Here is a 17,106-nt window from a genome sequence, read left to right as displayed (position 1 = left end):
GTCTTCGGTTCCTTTCGGATGTGCGGACTGCTCGGCGAGCCTACGGGCGGGGACCGGCCGGCGGGACGGCCGGTCCCCGCCCGTTGCGGACGGTGACTCAGCCGGCGGCCACGCCGACGTCCAGGCCGATCAGTGTCTGCGGTGTTGACCCGTCGTCGCTCCAGGCGGTGAAGGCGGGCGGCTTGGAGAAGGTGACGGTGAAGCGCGGGCCGTCCTCGTAGGTGGTCGCCTCCGCGCTGCGTTGGGCACTGGTGGCGGCCAGCGCGCGTGCCGTTCTCAGAAACGCGTACGGAACGCCGGCCGGGTTGGCCGCCGAGCAGAACACATCGGTGTTGGCGGCGACGGGCGTGGCCGTGTGCGGGGTGAGCGGGCGCTTGCCGGCGGCGGGCAGGGTACGCCAATGGCGAGGCTCGTAGCGGTCGCCGTCGGTGAGGTAGGAGTACCGCACGCCTGACAGGGACCAGGCCGCACCGTGCGCAGCGCGACCGGGCCGCAGGTCCAGGACAGCGACGCCGCGCGGTCCGAGCACCCGCAACCGCTCACGCGCGCCCCCCGGATGGTCCACGACCAGGGCGGTGTTCTCCTCAAGGGCGTACACACGGTCGTGGCCTGTGTCGAAGGCGGGTGTCGATCAGGCCGGAGTGGAGGAATGCGAAGCCGCCCCCGGGCTCGTAGCCGAGACGGGTGGGGTCGTCGAAATAGCCTGGGCTGCTCCCGTCGCGCAGACCCTCGTACGACTCGCCGCCCGTGACCATGTCACGGCCCGCGGCGATCTGGGCTCCGGCACTGGAGCCGGCGACCACGGCTCCCCGCGCCAGCTTGGCCCTGATCGCGGCCAGGACCTTGGTGTCGGTGTGTGCGGCCCCGTGCAGGAGGGTGGTGAGGTAGCGGGACTGGTCGCCGCCGCCGAAGAAGAAGCCGGTCATGGCGTTGACCTGGCGGACGACGGCGTCCGAGTCGGCGTGGGAGACGGAGTCGAGGTCGACGGGGATCCACTGTGCGTCGGCCGCGCCGTGCCGTTCGAAGAGGCCGGCGTAGTAGGCCCCGTTGCACCGGGAGTTGCTGCACCGCTCGGGGTCGCCCGCATCGGGGTCCTGGCTCGGAGGTACGGAGGCGGCGGTGATCACGCCGATACGGGCGCGACTGCCACCTGCCCGTTGGATGATCTCTCCGTACACCTGTGTGTTGTCTTCCTTGAGGGCGCCGCCGACCAGGACCAGCGAACCGCCGTGCCGCGAGGCCGGTGGGCTGTCGGTGGCGGCCACCGCCGGCGTGACGGCGAGCGTGAGCAGCAGGGCGGTTGCCCCGCCGGTGAGCGCGGTGCGCCGGGTGGGGGAGTGGCCGGGCATGGGAGACCTCCGGATGTCGTCGGAAAGCGGGTCGGCGGTTGTTCGGCGAGGTGGTCACCCGGTCCTGGCGTCACCCAGCGACGCGATGAGTGCGGCCAGGAGGGCGACCCGGACGGGGACCGTCGTCGTGTCGAGCCATTCCTGGGGGCTGTGATCGGCGCCGCCGACCGGACCGAGGCCGTCCAGGACCGGCACGCCGACTCCCGCGATGATGTTGGCGTCGCCGACTCCGCCCGTGGCCGCGGCGCCCAGAGAAATGCCCAGCTCCGCGCCCACCGAGCGGGCCCGGGCCATCATGCGGTGGCCGGCCGCCGTCTTCTCCATCGGAGGGCAGAGGTCGAGCTGCTTCACCGTCACGGCCGTGCCGCTGACCGCGGGCTGTGCTGCGGCCCCCTCGATGGCTGCCAGGGCCCGTTGGATCCCGTCCGTCGTGGCCGAGCGGACCTCCACGTGCAACTCGGCCTCAGGGCAGACGATGTTGGTACGCGTACCCGCCCGGAGCACACCCACGTTGATGGTGACATCGGCCCAGCGGCCGTTGAGTGCCTGGAGGGCGATGAGGAGGTGCGCGGCGGCCAGAGCCGCGTTCGCGCCGCGTTCGGGCTCGATGCCGGAGTGCGCGGCACGCCCGGTGACCGTCAGGTGGAAGTCCGCGACGCCCTTGCGCGCGGTCACCAGGTCGCCGTTCTCGCGGGCGCACTCCAGGGCCAGCGCGTAGTGCGCGCCCCGGACCGTCCGTTCGGTGACGGGACGGCTGGCGGGGGAACCGATCTCCTCGTCGGGAGTGGCCAGGAAGACCACCTCGTCGTAGTCCTCGACGCCAGCCTCGTCGAGGATCTCCAGCGCGGTCAGCCCGGCGAGCAGGCCGCCCTTGTCGTCACTGACGCCGGGACCGTGCGCGAGTGGTCCCACGACGGTGAAGGGCCGTTCCGCCGCGGTCCCGTCGGGGAAGACGGTATCCATGTGAGCGGCGAGCAGGATTCGGCGCCCACCGTCCACGGCCGCGAGCCGGCCCCGTCTGCGGCCGATCACCACGTCCCCGGTCGGGACGCCGCCCACCGGCTCGGGGGTGACACGCTCGACGGAGAAGCCGAGTGCGGCGAGCCGGTCGGCCGTCCAGTCGGCGACCCGGTCCACCCCGGCGGGACTGTGCGAACCGGAGTCGATGGTGACCAGCGCCGCGAGATCGGACAGGAACCTGCCCAGGCGGGCCTCCGCGTACGGGAGCAGCTCGGTTGCGCGTGGCCGCTGCCGTGAGGGCGCGGTCACAGGACCTTGGACAGGAAGGCGCGCGTGCGTTCCTGCTCCGGATCGGCCAGCACCTGCCGGGGGTCGCCGGCCTCGACGACCACGCCGTCGTCCATGAAGACGGCTGTGTCCCCGACCTCGCGGGCGAACCCGATCTCGTGGGTGACGACCACCATGGTCATGCCGTCGGCGGCAAGCTGCCGCATGACGTCCAGGACGTCACCGACCAGTTCGGGGTCCAGCGCGGAGGTCGGCTCGTCGAAGAGCATCAGCTTCGGTTTCATGGCGAGGGCCCGGGCGATGGCGACGCGCTGCTGCTGGCCGCCGGAGAGCTGAGCGGGATAGTGACCCGCCCGGTCCGCGAGCCCCACCTGGCCGAGGAGCCTCCGGGCGTCGGCGCGTGCGTGAGCGGCGCTCGCTCCGGTGACGCGCAGGGGCGCCTCCATGATGTTCTGCTCAGCCGTCAGGTGAGGGAAGAGGTTGAACCGCTGGAAGACCATGCCGATGTCACGGCGGTGCGCGGCGATCTCCTTCTCCCGCAGCTCGTGCAGGCGGGTTCCGCGCCGCTGGTATCCGACGAGTTCGCCGTCCACCGCGAGTGTGCCTCCGTCGATCTTCTCGAGGTGGTTGACGCAGCGCAGAAAGGTGGACTTGCCCGACCCCGATGGGCCCAGCAGACAGCACACCTGCCCGCGTTCGACAGTCAGGTCGATGCCCTTGAGGACTTCGAGCCTGCCGAAGTGCTTGCGCACGCTGCGGGCGTGCACCATGGGCGCGCTCAACGGCCCTTCTCCTTCTCAGTCGTCGTAGTGGTCTGCCGGGCGAAACCGGTCAGCATCCGCCGCAGGGGCGAGCTGTGGCCCCCGTGCGCGGTGCCTCTTCCGTAGCGCCGCTCCAGCCAGGCCTGCGGGATGCTCAGCAGACTCACCAGGGCGAGGTACCAGAGGGAGGCGACGACGAGCATCGGAATCACCTGGTAGTTCTGCGCGTACACGTCCTGGATGTTCGACATCAGGTCGTGCGCCGCGATGACCGAGACCAGGGCGGTCATCTTCAGCATGTTGATCGTCTCGTTGCCCATGGGCGGAATGATCACTCGCATGGCCTGCGGGAGAACGATCCTGCGCATGGTCATCCCCGGTCGCATGCCGAGCGAGTGCGCGGCCTCGGCCTGGCCGGTGTCGACCGACTGGATGCCGGCCCGGACGATCTCCGACGCGTAGGCCGCCTCATTGAGTCCGAGCGCGAGCAGAGCGGCGACGGCCGGGGTGAGGAGGGTGTTCGTGTCAGCCTGCACGAAGGTGATGTCGGTGAAGGGAATGCCGATGAGCACACTCTTGTAGAGGGCTCCCGCGTACCCCCAGAAGATGATCTGGACGAGGAGCGGGGTACCACGGAACGCCCAGACGAACAGCGAGGACAGGCCGTACAGGACCGGGTTGGACGAGAGGCGCATGACCGCGATGACGGTCCCGAGGCCGAGTCCCAGCGCCATGGCCGCGACGGTGAGCCACAAGGTGGTGGCGAGGCCGTCGAAGATCAGGCCGGCGAAGAGGTAGTCGCCGATGATGTCCCAGTGCAGGTTCGCGTTGGTCGCCAGCGAGCCGATGAGACCCGCCAGCGCGATGATCGAGACGAGAGCGGCGGCCCAGCGGCCGTAGTGCCGTACGGGTACGACGGTCAGGTCCTCGTCCTCCGGTAGCTCGCGGTCGTGGGGGAGCCCGGTGAGTGCGGTGGAGGTCATCCCTGGTCGACCGCCGCGTTCCTGGTGGCTTCCTTGACCGCGATGGAGGCAACGCCGTACTTCTGGAAGATCTTCGTCGCGGTGCCGTCGTCGATCAGGGACTGCAGAGCCTTCTGGATCGCGTCGGTCAGTTCCGGGAGCTTCTTGCTGACGGCGATGCCGTTGGGGGACGCCTGGTAGCCGCCGGCCGCGGCCGGGTCGTCGACGACCTCGAAGGCGTCGCCGCCGTCGGCGGTCTTGGCGGTCCAGCCGGCCGCGGGCTTGGTCAGCACCTGGGCGACGACCTTGTCCGCGCGGAGAGCGAGCTGTGCGTCGGAGTCCTTGGGGAAGGTCAGGATGCCGATGTCGCCGCCGGCCCTCTCGCACGTCTTGCGGTGCGCGTTGAGCAGGTCGAGCTGGTTCGTCGCGGCTTGAACCGCGACCTTCTTGCCGCAGAGGTCGTCGAGGGTGGTGATCTTCTCGGGGTTGCCCTTGGCCACCATGATTCCGGAGCCGGAGAAGGAGTAGTCGACGAAGTCGACGACGGCCTGCCGCTCCTTGTTGTCGGTCATGGCGGACATGGCCACGTCGAACTTGCCCGCCTGGATGGCGGGGACGATCCCGTCGAACTTCTGCGGTGTGAAGGCGAACCGCACCCCGAGGCGGGCTCCGATCGCCTGTCCCAGGTCGTAGTCCAGACCGGTGAGCTCCTTCTTCCCCTCGGTCACGAACATCTCGAAGGGTGCGTAGGGGACATCGGTCGCCACCCGCACGGTGCCGGACCTCTTGACGGCGTCGGGGAGGGAACTGTGCAGCTTCGCGTCCTTCCTGACCGTCACGCCGGCGACCTCCGCCGACGCGGGCACCTTCGCTGTGGCGCTTGTGTCACCCTCGGCGCACGCCGCGAGCACCAGCATCGCGACGGTCGTCAGCGCGGTGGCCGCGGTGCGGCCGGAGACATGGGCGTACCTCATATGCGTTTCCTCCCGAAGGCTTGCCGGCCAAGGGATGACTTCTCGCTCGGCCCGCCCCAGAAGTTACACATCGGCATGCGATCTGCATAGGTGTAACGAGCGTTACCTTTGGTCGGGTGTCGATCGGGAGCCTGAACCGAAGTGCCGTGAGCCCTTGGTTGTGCCGAGTATTGCGGTCCTGTCGGTTGTTGGGCGACTCTCTGTGGTGTTACATCTGGCGCAACGCTCCCGCCATCTGTACGTTCCATCACCACCGATGCCACGTCGGTTCCTCGTCCCTTCTTCCCCTGGGAGAACTCCGTGCTGCCGAGCTCCACCCTTCAGCAGGTCCCCGCCCGACCGGCCGGCCCGACAAGGCGGCGCGTCCTGCGGTTGACGACGTGTCTGGCGGCTTCCATGGCTCTGCTGGCTCCCGCACTGATCACTGCGGAACCCGCCCACGCCTCCGCCAAGCGCATCCGGCTGGGCAGCTCCTCCGATGTGAGCCGCGGAGTCTGGGCCGGCCCCGCCCACACCATGAACGGCTCCGGCGCCGTCGTCACCGCGACCATGACGAAGGCCATCGACGCCATCCGTGGCGGATCCGGCACCCTGGACGTCGTGGTTCTGGCCGGTTCCCCGCCCACCTCGGGCAGCGCCACCCCCGAGTGCGACACGGTCACCAGGCTGGCCGGCGTCAACTCCTGTACCACCTGGACGCTGACCACGCGCAATGACGGCAACAACAGCGCAGCCAACACGGATATCCGCAACGCGGAGTTCGTGTACTTCGCAGGCGGCGACCAGTGCGACTACGCCGACTGGAAGGGCACCGCCCTCCAGACGTCGGTGAAGTCCGTGGTGGCGAAGGGCGGCGGAGTCGGCGGCGGAAGCGCCGGCCATCACATCAACAGCTCGATCGTGTACGACGCCTGCGGCGGCAGTGTCACCTCCGAAGAAGCGCTGTACGACCCGTACGACCCCTACATCACCTTCACCACCGGCATGTTCTCCTGGCCCGACTACGCCGACACCATCAACGACTCCCACTTCGTCAGCCGTGACCGCATGGGCCGCACCATGGCCTTCGTGGCCCGCGCCATCGAGGACGGCCTCACCACCGGCGGGGCCGCATGGGGCGTCGGAGTCGACGACGGCGGTTCCCTGTTCGTCGACCGGAACGGCCTGGCCACCGTCGGCGGCTCCGACACCTACGTCGTCCTGGGCGACCACCGCCCCGAGCGCGCTGACCCCGACCGCTACCTCACCTACCGCGACTACAAGATCTGGCGCCTGCGCCCGGGCCAGACCTACGACTTCAAGAACCGTCCCACCTGCGGCTACTACCTCCGCAGCATCGTCACCGGCGTCGCCGACGGCAACCTCTACGACGGAACCCCGGTCACCTCCTGCCAGTGACCGGCCCCGCGAACCCCGAAGGCGTGCCAACGGGTCGGCACGTGGGGCGAGTGGCCCGTCGGCCACCCGGGACTCACGTCCCTCGACCGACGCTGCGGGGTGCTTCGGGCTCGGCCGCCCGCGGCGCCGGCATCTCGCCGTTCTCGAAGTGCAGCACCGGCACGTAGTCAGCAGAGTGGGTATGGATCGCCTTCATCCCTGTGGCGGCGAGTGACGGCGAGTGGCGGCGAGTGACGGAAGTAGGGGAGTTGTCGCATGGCGAAGGACGAAAAGCTCGACAAGGGTGATGAGGTCTCCTGGAGCAGCCACGGCAAGAACGTGCCGGGCAAGGTCAAGAGGAAGATCACGAAGCGTACGGAAGCGGCGGGCCGGACGGTGGACGCCTCGAAGGACGAGCCGCAGTACGAGGTCGAGAGTGACAAGTCGGGACGCAGAGCCGTACACGAGCCGGATGCCCTGCGCAAGAAGGGCAAGGACTCGTGACCGGCGACCGGGACGCGGACCGCGAGCAGGCCATCGGTGCTTTCGGCGAGGCGGTCAACATGACTGCCGGTGAACTCGAGAAGTGGCTCGAGACGGCCGAGTCGAAGAGCGTGGGCCAGTCGGACGGCGGGGGCGAAAGCGTAGGCCACGCCTCGGGACGGCGGATCGCCGGGCTGCTGCGGACCAAGGAAGCCGACCTCGGCGATGACGACATCGCGCACATGCGGAAGGTCGTCGGATACGTACACCGGCACATGGCACAGCGGCCCGATGGTGACCCGACGGACACCAGATGGCGGTACTCCCTGATGAACTGGGGTCACGACCCCGACCGATGACGAGCACCACCACCCCGGACCGTCCGAAGGAGCGAAGCATTGACGGACAAGGACCAGCCGGACGATCGGCATGTGCGGCCGGACGGTGTCCGTGACGCGACAGTCGAAGCGTTGGGTGCCCTGTCGGAAGCGTTGGAAGCGGTGGAGCGGGCCCGTGGGCATCTGTATGCCTTCCACCAGCTCACCGGCGGCGCCGACCTGGCACTGGACAGGGCGGTGGAGCAGTTGCGGGAGGCCGGCCATGCGCAGCAGGCGGACTTGGTGAGTCGCGAGATCGTGGGGCGCAACGTCATCCCCGGCTGCTGGACTTTTCAGATCATCGAGGCGTACAACGCCACCTACTACCGTCCGTTCGTCGACCTCGAGGCGCAGGTGCGACAGGAGCTCGTCGCAGGCCGTGAGCATCTCTACGAGGCGGAGATGAAGGAGCGGCGCCGCACCCGCGGTCACCCGGCCCACAGAGCGCGGCCCTGAAGCCGACAAACTGCCCGACGGGACGTTCAAGACCCTCCAGGGTGGCCGGCTGACGACGTCCGGGTCCGGAGACTCCTTCAAGGTCAATGACTCGTCGTCCATCGTCTGCGGTGACGTCAGCACGAAGAACGCGACGGTCCATCTCGTCGACACCGTGCTGACGCCCACGTCCTGAGAAGGACACCGGCACGCAGGCTTCGGCCGGCGGTTTCAGAACGCGTAACGGATCGGCAGCCAGGGAGCGTGGGTGCGCACCAGGCGGCGTACGGTCTCCACCGCGGCGGCCTTGGTCGTGTTGCGGTACCGCACGTTCCAGCTGCCGTTCTCCGAGCGCTTGGCCTGTTGCAGGTCAGGGCGCCAGATGGCGTCCTCGGCGCGCGGATGCCAGGCCATGTTGACGTCGTGCAGATCCCGGTTGTGGGTGAGCATGATCACTTCGGCCGCCGCCTGTTCCTTGACCGTGCGGGGCAGGACGTCGTCCATGTGCTGGAGCAACTGCGCCCAGGCCTGCTCCCAACCGGGTCTGATGACGACGGGGGAGAGGTTGAAGTGGACCTCGTAGCCGGCCTCGACGAAATCCCCTGCCGCCGCGATGCGCTGCTCGACGGGACTCGTGCGGATGTCCAGCAGCCGCGAGTCGTCCGGCGGCATCAGGGAGAACCGGATGCGGGTCCGCGCACGGGGTTCGAGCAGCAGGAGGTCGGGGTTGACGAACTTCGTCGCGAACGACGCCTTGGCGGTGTGCCAACGTGCGAAGGCGCGCACCAGATCGGCGGTGTTCTCGCTGATCAGCGCGTCGACCGAGCAGTCGTTGTTCTCCCCGATGTCGTAGACCCACGCGCTCGGGTCGCACTGGTTCGGCGCACTCTTGGGTCCCTGGTCGGCGACATGGCGCGTCAGGCGGGCGATGATGCGGTCGATGTTGGTGAAGACGGTGATCGGATTGGCATAGCCCTTGCGCCGCGGGACGTAGCAGTAGGCGCATGCCATGGCACATCCGTTGGCAGCGCCCGGAGCGATCCAGTCCGCCGATCGGCCGTTGGGCCGTACGGTCAGCGTCTTCTTCTCACCGAGGACCAGGACTGTGCTCTTGATCCGCACCCAGCGTTCGGCGTTTCCCTTGTTCCCGTGCAGCTCCGGTATGCGCCAGTGCGAGCTGATGGGGAACACGTCGGCGTCCGGGAACCTCGCGAGGATCTGCTCGCCCCTCGGTGAGGCCGCCGCGGCCGGCTCGGCATGGATCTCCCGTACCGACAGCATCCTGCGGGCCTGCTCCGAATCGCGGAACAGCGGTCCGGCATGGCTCGGAATCCGTGGCTCTGTGCTCAGCTCGTCAAGACCGAACAGCGCGTCGGGGGCTCGGTCCGGCCTGCCGGACGTCCGGGGGGTGTGCATGGCTGCTCCGAAGGTGTGGTGTCGCGATCAACCGTACGAGAACGAGGGGCGTGGTGACGTGCTCCCTCCGGCTCGGTCCGGCCCCCGGGGACCACGCGCCACGGCACCGGCCGGCGGGGGCCGACGGCCGGGGTGCGTACATCGGCCGATCACGTCGTTTCCGCGCGCGAACGGCCGTTGTCGCATCTGCGGGCGGAGTACGAGGGGAATCGAGAGCATGAAGCTGCAAGAAGAACTTCCAGTGGACCACCACCTGGCCCGCGTGTACCGCTACGGCGCCGCGTTCTGCGGTGGCATCCTGCTCATCTTCGGCTGCCTCGGCTTCGCCGGCTCCCTCAGCCCGTTCGACACCGCAGGCGGCACGGTCGCCGGCATGACGACCAACATCGCGCTCAGCGTCGTCTCGACCGTCATCGGGATCTCACTGATCGCCGGTGCGGTCGTGGGCGGCAACTTCGCGTCGACTCTCAACACGGCCGTCGGCGCACTGTTCCTGCTGAGCGGTTTCGCCCACATCTTCGTGCTCGGCAGGCCCGCGAACATCCTTGACTTCGGCATGTCGAACGTGCTGTTCAGCTTCGTCATGGGCCTGGTCATCCTCACCTTCGGCATGTACGGCCGGGTCACGAGCAGGCTCTCGCACGACAACCCGTACTGGCGGCGTCGACATCCGCGACAGGCCGCCCGCGAGTCCCGGAACCGTCGCCGAGCGGCATCGTCCCCGACCTCCGCCGGGGAACAGCCTGTGGAGCGGACGTCCCAGTCCCCGCCGCCACTGACCTCCGAACAGCCCTGACTGATTTCCGGCCACGTCCAGCCTGTGACGTCCTGGCAACGTCGCATCCTCTGCCGGGCAGCGGCTCGCGCGTCCGGGCTAGGCGGACGGTATGCAGTGCCCCTCCACTCCTCCCACGTCAGTGCTGTGACCGTCCTCGATCCGGTCCCGCAGACGGTGCAGACCTCTTCGCGCGTGGCTCTTCACGGTGCCGAGCGGAATGCCCGTGCGCTCTGCGATCTGCGCGTGTGTCAGGTCGTCGTAGAACGCCATGCGGAGCACCTCTCGCTGCCGGCTCGGGAGCCGGATCAGCTCATCGAGGAGGAGCACCCGGTCCAGGGCGGCCTCGGGTGCCGGAGCGGTCTCGTGAGGTGCGGACAGGGCCAGCGTGTGGGCGACCGTGTCGACGAGTCCGAGCCGCCGCGTCCTGGCGGCGAGCGCGTCGATGATCTTGAGGCGTGCGATGCCGACGAGCCAGGCGCCGAGCGCTCCACGTTCCGGCCGGAAGCCGGCCCGTCCGCGCCACGCGGCGAGAAAGACCTGCTGGGTCACGTCCTCCGCCTCGTGTACGTCGCCGATGGACCGGCTCGCCATGGTGCGGACGAGTGGTCCCCATCGCCTGTACACCGCCGCGAACGCGAGTTCGTCGGCCGCGAGGAAGCGCCGGACGAGTTCCTGGTCGCCCGGTGCATCTGCCGGGGGAAGCGACGGCTCGGCGGGACGACTGGTGGTGTGCATCGTCTCGTCCTTCTGCCGGCGGAATGGTCAGGACACCGAAACCGTCAGTTGCCGACGTCTGCGCCTCTCTGGCACCTAGTTTTGGAGGCACAAACGACGCAAGCAACACGCCTCGTTTGTGCGTCGTATGGTGAGGAGGTGACTCCTCCTGACGCGACCGGACGGCAAGACGCCGGTTTCACGACCGGCGAGGTGGCCAGGCGGCTCGGCGTCGCCCCGACGACGGTCCGCTCCTGGGACCGCCGGTACGGCCTCGGCCCGCCTCTGCACACCGGTGGCAAGCACCGCCGCTGGACGGCGGCGGACATCGCCCGGCTCGAGCGGATGTGCGCGCTGACCGCCACTGGTCTGCCGCCCGCGGAGGCAGCCAGGATCGCACTCGTCGACCAGCCGACCGACGGGGCCACCACGGCGAAGAGTGTCACCCCCGCCCGTCCGCGCGGTCCCATCGCGCGCAGCCGGGCACGCACCGGCCTGCAGCTGGGCGACGTGCGCCAGGAGTGCAGGGGAATGGCACGTGCCGCCCTCCGGCTGGACTCGGGCGCCCTGGACGAACTCCTCATGACGGTGATCGCCGACTACGGAGTGGTGGCCGCCTGGAACGAGGTGATCATGCCGACGCTCCAGGCTGTCGGCCGTAAGTGGGAGAGCGCGGGCGAGAAGTACGTGGAGGTCGAACACTTTCTGTCCTGGCACGTTTCCGGCGCCCTGCGCCGTTGCGTCCCACCGGCTGTGCCCGAGCGCTCCGGCGGCACGACGCTGCTGGCCTGCGTCCCTGGCGAGAACCACACCCTTCCCTTGGAAGCCCTCGCCGCCGCGCTGGCCGGACGTGGCCTGCCGGTGAGGATGTTCGGCGCAGCCCTGCCGGTCGAGGCGCTCGTCGAGGCGGTGCGCAGGACCGGACCCGCGGCGGTCGGCCTCTGGGCCCAGTCCCGTACGACCGCCAGCCGGCCACTGGCCCACCACGTTGCCGCCATGGAGTGGGGCGTACGGGGAGCCCGCAGGAGTCCGGTCGTACTGGCCCTCGGCCCGGGATGGGCCGGGCACACGGTGCCGGGCGTGCTCCGGCCGTCAGGACTCTCCGAAGCACTGACGGCTTTCGAGGCGGTCGTGACGAGGTGAAAGCCGGTGGTTCTGCTACAGATGGGCTGATGCCCGCAGTGGCTCCCGGCGACGGCGCCCCGCCCGTGGTCCGCTGACAGCGGTCCGGTTCTGTGTCCGCGTACTGGTGAAGGAGACGGATGATGACCGATCAACAGCGCTCGACGCCTGATGTTCTCGTCGTCGGTGCCGGTCTGGCGGGTATCGCCTGCGCACTGGACCTGTGCCGTGCGGGCCTGCGGGTCGAGGTGCTGGAAGCCTCGGACGGCGTGGGCGGCCGGATGCGCACCGACCGCAAGGACGGCTTCCTGCTGGACCGGGGCTTCCAGGTCTTCAACACCGCCTACCCGCAGGTGAGGAAGCGCATCGCCCTGCGGGACCTGCGCCTGAGGCCGTTCACCCCCGGGCTGCTCGCCCAGACGTCCACAGGACGGGTGCGGATCGCCGACCCCACCAGACGTCCCGGAGCGGCCGGGAGTCTGCTGCCCGGGAGGGCGCTCTCGGCGCGGGACCTCACCGCGCTCGCCGCGCTCACCGCACGCGACGTCCTGCTTCCCGCCGGCTCCATCAAGCGCCGGCCCGACCGCACCACCTCGGCCGCGCTCGCCCGCGCCGGACTGTCACCGCGTGCGGTCGACGACCTGCTGCGGCCCTTCCTGTCGGGAGTGTTCCTGGAGGAGGAACTGGCCACCTCCGCCCGCTTCTTCCACCTAGTCTGGCGCAGCATCGCCCGAGGCACACTCTGCCTCCCCGCCGAGGGCATCGGCGCGGTGCCGGCCCAGCTCGCCGCCGGCCTGCCGGACGGCACGCTCCACCTCGAAACCCCCGTCGCCGCCGTGACCGACGCCGGTGTGCTCCTCGACGACGGCAGCGAGCGGGCGGGAACCGTGGTCGTCCTGGCCACGGACGGGCCGACGGCCGCCCGCCTGCTGCCGGGCCTCCCGGCTCCGGACGGCCGTACGGTGACGACCTACTACCACGCGACCGACATCTCGCCCCTGGCGGAACCGACGCTGATCGTCGACAGCAGCCCGGCCGTCCTGAACACGTGCGTACTCACCGAGGTCACGCCCACCTACGCCCCGCCCGGTACGGCACTGGTGTCGACCTCCGTGCTCGGCGGCGGTCCGCCGGGCGGGGACGCCACGGTACGAAGCCGCCTTGCCGAGCTGTACGGCACCGACACGGACGCCTGGACGCCCATCGCCACGTACACGGTGAAGGACGCCCTGCCCGCGATGCTGCCGCCCTGGCCACTGAGCCGGACCACCCGCTTCGCTCCGCAGCGCCATGTGTGCGGGGACCACCGGGCGACGGGATCGGTACAAGGCGCTCTGGCATCGGGTACCCGTGCGGCACGGGAGGTACTGGCCGATCCGGCCCGCCCATGACCGTCCGGGCCATGCGCCGGCGCATCCACGCACGGACGAGCGGCCGAAGTCGAGACAGCGGTCCGGCACGGCGATACGGAGTGGGACGTGAGACTCGACGGCGCTCGGGCCCTGTCGCCGGCGGCACCGGCGACACCGCCTGTGACGCAGTCCCCACCATCGAACGAAAGGCACGGTGACCGGTGCCGGAGGAGCTGGGACAGGTGGAAGCGGTCGTCGTCGGCGGCGGAGCGGCCGGACTGTCGCTGGCGCACTGCCTGACGCGGTCGGGAACCAGGGCTGTGACCGTTGTCGAGGCTCCGGACGGCCCGCTGCGGCCTGCCGAACGTACCTGGTGCTACTGGGACGACGGGCCCGGCGAGTTCGACGAAGCCGTCGTCGCCTCCTGGACACGGCTGCGGATCACCGCAGCGGACGGCGAGAGCATCACCTGCGATCCCACGCCGCTGCGCTACCGCATGCTGCGGTCCGGGTCGTTCGAGGAACTGGTCCGCTCCCGGCTGGCGCAGTACCCCACCGCGCGCATCCTGCGTGCCACGGCCCACGACGTGTGCGACGTGGGCGGCGGAGCCGAGGTGCACTGCACCGCCGCCGAAGGACACCCGCTGACCGTGCGCGGCAGGAACGTGTTCGACTCCCGGCCCCTGCGCCGGCTGCCGCCTGCCCGTACCACGCTGCTCCAGCACTTCCGCGGCTGGTTCGTGCACACAGCGGCCGCGTGCTTCGACCCGGACGTGGCGGATCTGATGGACTTCCGGGTGCCGCAGCCGGCCCGCGGCCTCGCGTTCGGCTACGTCCTGCCCCTGGCACCGGACCGGGCCCTGGTCGAGTACACCGAGTTCTCCCGGACCCCGCTGTCCACCGCCGCGTACGAGACCGCTCTGCGTCACTACACCGACGACGTGCTCCGGCTGGGACCCTTTCGCGTCGAAACCGCCGAGCAGGGCGTCATCCCCATGACCGACGCACGCTTCCCGCGCCGAACAGGGCAGGCCGTCTTCCGTATCGGGGCCGCCGGAGGCGCCACCCGCCCGGCGACCGGCTACACGTTCGCCGCCGTACAGCGCCAGAGCCGGGCCATCGCCGCCGCGCTCCGTGACGGGGGGGAGCCCGCGCCGCGTCCGCACGGCCGACGGGCACTGGCGATGGACGCGGTGGTGCTACGGGCGCTCGACACCGGTCGGATCGACGGCCCACGCTTCTTCACGGACCTCTTTCGCCGTACTCCGACGGAGCGGCTCCTTCGCTTCCTCGACGGCGGGAGCACACCCTGGGAGGAGTTCGGTATCGGTCTGCGTACTCCGGTGATCCCCATGCTCCGCACCGCTGCCGAACTGCCGTTCCTCCGCCGCCGAACCCCCTCACCGTCCGAGGAGCTCCACCGATGACACTTCTGCGCGACCACGACCTCACCGCGGCCTTCGACCACGCCGCCCCCGGGTACGACCGTCTCGTCGCGGCCAACCCCGGCTACCACGCCGAACTGCACCGATCCGCACGGCGGCTGTGCCTGCCGCACGGAGGGGCGGGGCTCCATGTGCTCGACCTCGGCTGCGGCACCGGCTCGTCGACAAGGGCACTGATGCGGGCCGCCCCGCACGCGCGCATCACGGCCGTGGACGCCTCCGCCGGGATGCTGGAGCGTGCACTCGCCAAACCCTGGCCCGACCGTGTGCGCTTCCTGCACCTCACCGCGGAGGAACTGCTGACGGCCGGCCACGACGGACCCTATGACGCGGTACTGGCCGCCTATCTGTTCCGCAACGTCACCGATCCGGACGCCGTGCTCCGCTCCGTCCGGTCCCTCCTGCGGCCCGGTGGGCGCCTGTCCGTCCACGAGCACAGCCTCAGCGGCTCCGCCCTGCACACCGTGCTGTGGAACGCCGTGTGCCGAGGAGTGATCATGCCGGCGGGCACACTGACCGGCGACCGCGAGCTGTACCGCCATCTGTGGCGCAGCGTCCTGCGCTTCGACACGGCCCCCGCCTTCGCGTCCCGGCTCGGCCGGGCCGGCTTCACCGGTGTGCGTACGGTCCCTGTCGCCGGATGGCAGACCGGCGTGGTCCACACCTTCCTCGCGGAGAACGGCTCCCTGTCCGAAGGGGCGGCATCCTGATGAGGACGACCTCGCGGCGCACCGCCATCCGCCGGGGCCGGGACCGGAAGGCTGAGGTGATCCTGCCTGTCCCGGGAAGGGACCGCTGCACCGGAGACGCACCCCGCACGGCTGTGATCGGCGGCGGAATCGCGGGCCTCGCCGCAGCCACGGCGCTCGCCGAACGAGGAGCCCGCGTCACCCTCTACGAGCGCGAAACGTCGCTCGGCGGCCGTCTGAGCGGGTGGCGCACCCGCCTCACGGACGGCTCCGAGGCCACCATGAGCCGCGGATTCCACGCCTTCTTCCGCCAGTACTACAACCTTCGCGGGCTGCTGCGCCGCACGGATCCGGAACTGTCCGCGCTCTGCCCCCTGCCCGACTACCCCCTGCGGCACAGCAGCGGCCTGACGGACAGTTTCGCCCGCGTGCCGCGTACTCCGCCCTGGAGCGCACTCGGCTTCGCGGCCCTCAGTCCCACGTTCGGGTGGCGCGACCTGGCCGCGATGGACCCGCGCTCGGCGCTGCCGCTGCTCGACGTGCGGGTGCCCGAGGTGTACGAGCGGTTCGACGACGTCAGCGCCGCGGACTTCCTGGCGGACATCCGGTTCCCCGAGACCGCGAGGCACCTGGCGTTCGAGGTCTTCTCGCGCAGCTTCTTCGCCGATCCGCGCGAACTGTCGGCGGCCGAGATGCTGTTGATGTTCCACATCTACTTCCTCGGCTCGTCCGAGGGCCTGCTCTTCGACGTACCCAGGGAACCGTTCCCGTCGGCCCTGTGGGAACCACTGGGCGCCTATCTGGACCGGCTCGGCGTCGACGTGCGTACGGGCGTCCGCGTGCACGGCGTCCGGCCGGTCGGGGGCGGCGTCGTGGAGGTGGAGAGCGGCGCCGGGAGTGAGCGCTGCGGCGCGGCGGTCCTCGCCCTCGACGTGGCCGGCCTGCGGCACGTCGTGGAGGCGTCACCCCGGTTGGGAAGCGCCGCCTGGCGCGAGAACATCGCCAGGCTGCGCAACGCGCCACCGTTCCTCGTCTCGCGCCTCTGGCTCGACCGGCCCGTACGCGAGGAGCGCGCCGGTTTCCTCGGCACCAGCGGGTACGGAGGCCTGGACAACGTCAGTGTGCTGGACCGCTTCGAGGGCGAGGCGGCTCGGTGGGCCCGACGTACGGGCGGCTCGGTGGTGGAACTCCACGCCTACGCCGTCGACGGGGGAGCCGAGCCGAAGGAGGTCCAGGAGAGCCTTGTAGCGCGGCTCCACGAGGTGTATCCGGAGACCGCGAACGCCCGCATCATCGACGCCCGCCACGAATGGCGGGCGGACTGCCCGATGTTCACGGTCGGCAGCTACGGCGGTCGGCCCTCCGTGCGGACGCCGCACCCACAGGTGATGGTGGCCGGCGACACGGTCCGCTGTGACCTGCCGGTCGCCCTCATGGAACGCGCCGCGACCACCGGCTTCCTGGCGGCCAATGCCCTGCTCGCCGGATGGGGCGTGCGCGGGCAGGTCCTGTGGACGGTGCCCCGCGCGGGCCGGTCCCCGGCCCTGCGAGCCCTGGCCGCCCTGGCCGGACACACCTGACAGCCGGGTCAGGCGGGTCAGGCGGGTCACCGGGGCAGCCGGGT

18 protein-coding genes and 1 pseudogene are annotated in these 17,106 nt (G+C 70.2%); 11 read left to right on the top strand and 8 right to left on the bottom strand.

Translation table 11 applies throughout. From position 1 onward, the window contains the following. Window positions 1-97: 97 nt before the first annotated feature. The 6 genes from F0344_RS35320 to F0344_RS01160 are packed head-to-tail and all read right to left on the bottom strand — an operon-like array spanning window position 98 to window position 5,294. Window positions 98-598, bottom strand: coding sequence for a hypothetical protein (locus F0344_RS35320; protein ID WP_258049566.1), 501 nt, complete (start codon window positions 596-598; stop codon window positions 98-100). Beyond that, the gene (locus tag F0344_RS35315) at window positions 585-1,349 is read right to left on the bottom strand and encodes a cyanophycinase (RefSeq protein ID WP_258049565.1); all 765 of its coding nucleotides are present in this window, start codon (window positions 1,347-1,349) and stop codon (window positions 585-587) included. The genes F0344_RS35320 and F0344_RS35315 overlap by 14 nt, the downstream gene beginning before the upstream one ends. A gap of 54 nt (window positions 1,350-1,403) precedes the next feature. After that, window positions 1,404-2,618, bottom strand: coding sequence for a M20/M25/M40 family metallo-hydrolase (locus F0344_RS01175; protein ID WP_185296986.1), 1,215 nt, complete (start codon window positions 2,616-2,618; stop codon window positions 1,404-1,406). Then, a complete protein-coding gene (locus tag F0344_RS01170) occupies window positions 2,615-3,367 on the bottom strand; it encodes an amino acid ABC transporter ATP-binding protein (RefSeq protein WP_185302453.1) in 753 nt (250 codons plus the stop codon). Before F0344_RS01170 ends, F0344_RS01175 begins: the two co-directional genes overlap by 4 nt. A gap of 8 nt (window positions 3,368-3,375) precedes the next feature. Beyond that, entirely contained in the window at window positions 3,376-4,341 is a 966-nt protein-coding gene (locus tag F0344_RS01165) for an amino acid ABC transporter permease (protein WP_185296985.1), read from the bottom strand. Further along, window positions 4,338-5,294, bottom strand: a complete 957-nt coding sequence (locus F0344_RS01160; RefSeq protein ID WP_258049564.1) for an ABC transporter substrate-binding protein — start codon at window positions 5,292-5,294, stop codon at window positions 4,338-4,340. The genes F0344_RS01165 and F0344_RS01160 overlap by 4 nt, the downstream gene beginning before the upstream one ends. A 396-nt stretch (window positions 5,295-5,690) precedes the next feature. Here F0344_RS01160 and F0344_RS01155 point away from each other — a divergent pair, with 396 nt between their 5' ends. The 5 genes and pseudogenes from F0344_RS01155 to F0344_RS01135 all read left to right on the top strand — a co-directional run. Next, a complete protein-coding gene (locus F0344_RS01155) occupies window positions 5,691-6,692 on the top strand; it encodes a peptidase S51 (protein ID WP_185296984.1) in 1,002 nt (333 codons plus the stop codon). 255 nt (window positions 6,693-6,947) lie between these two features. After that, window positions 6,948-7,175, top strand: coding sequence for a hypervirulence associated TUDOR domain-containing protein (locus F0344_RS01150; protein WP_185296983.1), 228 nt, complete (start codon window positions 6,948-6,950; stop codon window positions 7,173-7,175). Beyond that, the gene (locus F0344_RS01145) at window positions 7,172-7,513 is read left to right on the top strand and encodes a DUF3140 domain-containing protein (protein ID WP_185296982.1); all 342 of its coding nucleotides are present in this window, start codon (window positions 7,172-7,174) and stop codon (window positions 7,511-7,513) included. Before F0344_RS01150 ends, F0344_RS01145 begins: the two co-directional genes overlap by 4 nt. Before the next feature lie 39 nt (window positions 7,514-7,552). Continuing rightward, entirely contained in the window at window positions 7,553-7,987 is a 435-nt protein-coding gene (locus F0344_RS01140) for a hypothetical protein (RefSeq protein ID WP_185296981.1), read from the top strand. A gap of 7 nt (window positions 7,988-7,994) precedes the next feature. Beyond that, window positions 7,995-8,162, top strand: a pseudogene (locus tag F0344_RS01135) (fasciclin domain-containing protein); the annotation flags it as partial. A 35-nt stretch (window positions 8,163-8,197) separates the two neighbouring features. Here F0344_RS01135 and F0344_RS01130 read toward each other — a convergent pair. Beyond that, the gene (locus F0344_RS01130) at window positions 8,198-9,382 is read right to left on the bottom strand and encodes a spore photoproduct lyase family protein (protein WP_185296980.1); all 1,185 of its coding nucleotides are present in this window, start codon (window positions 9,380-9,382) and stop codon (window positions 8,198-8,200) included. Between the two features lie 217 nt (window positions 9,383-9,599). Between F0344_RS01130 and F0344_RS01125 the strand changes: the two genes are divergently transcribed. Beyond that, complete coding sequence (locus F0344_RS01125; protein ID WP_185296979.1) at window positions 9,600-10,178, top strand: DUF4383 domain-containing protein; 579 nt, start codon at window positions 9,600-9,602, stop codon at window positions 10,176-10,178. A 78-nt stretch (window positions 10,179-10,256) separates the two neighbouring features. Here the strand turns inward: F0344_RS01125 and F0344_RS01120 are convergent, their stop codons facing one another. Continuing rightward, on the bottom strand, window positions 10,257-10,895 hold the full coding sequence (locus F0344_RS01120) for an RNA polymerase sigma factor (RefSeq protein WP_185296978.1): 639 nt from the start codon (window positions 10,893-10,895) through the stop codon (window positions 10,257-10,259). 138 nt (window positions 10,896-11,033) lie between these two features. Here F0344_RS01120 and F0344_RS01115 point away from each other — a divergent pair, with 138 nt between their 5' ends. The 5 genes from F0344_RS01115 (at window position 11,034) to F0344_RS01095 (ending at window position 17,062) form a co-directional block, all read left to right on the top strand. Then, window positions 11,034-12,017: a MerR family transcriptional regulator gene (locus F0344_RS01115; RefSeq protein WP_185296977.1), complete on the top strand. Its 984-nt coding sequence runs from the start codon at window positions 11,034-11,036 to the stop codon at window positions 12,015-12,017. Between the two features lie 122 nt (window positions 12,018-12,139). After that, window positions 12,140-13,387 carry an NAD(P)/FAD-dependent oxidoreductase gene (locus tag F0344_RS01110; RefSeq protein ID WP_185296976.1) on the top strand — a complete coding sequence of 416 codons (1,248 nt, stop codon included), beginning with the start codon at window positions 12,140-12,142 and terminating at the stop codon, window positions 13,385-13,387. 182 nt (window positions 13,388-13,569) lie between these two features. After that, the gene (locus F0344_RS01105; RefSeq protein WP_185296975.1) at window positions 13,570-14,775 is read left to right on the top strand and encodes a lycopene cyclase family protein; all 1,206 of its coding nucleotides are present in this window, start codon (window positions 13,570-13,572) and stop codon (window positions 14,773-14,775) included. Further along, window positions 14,772-15,503, top strand: coding sequence for a class I SAM-dependent methyltransferase (locus F0344_RS01100; protein ID WP_185296974.1), 732 nt, complete (start codon window positions 14,772-14,774; stop codon window positions 15,501-15,503). The genes F0344_RS01105 and F0344_RS01100 overlap by 4 nt, the downstream gene beginning before the upstream one ends. Continuing rightward, on the top strand, window positions 15,503-17,062 hold the full coding sequence (locus F0344_RS01095) for an FAD-dependent oxidoreductase (RefSeq protein ID WP_185296973.1): 1,560 nt from the start codon (window positions 15,503-15,505) through the stop codon (window positions 17,060-17,062). Before F0344_RS01100 ends, F0344_RS01095 begins: the two co-directional genes overlap by 1 nt. Window positions 17,063-17,106 lie beyond the last annotated feature (44 nt).

Origin of the sequence: Streptomyces finlayi, from assembly GCF_014216315.1 — a bacterium.
Classification (GTDB): Bacteria; Actinomycetota; Actinomycetes; order Streptomycetales; family Streptomycetaceae; genus Streptomyces; species Streptomyces finlayi_A.
The sequence above is the reverse complement of the archived record's forward strand: the minus strand, read 5'-3'. Positions and strand labels throughout refer to the sequence as shown.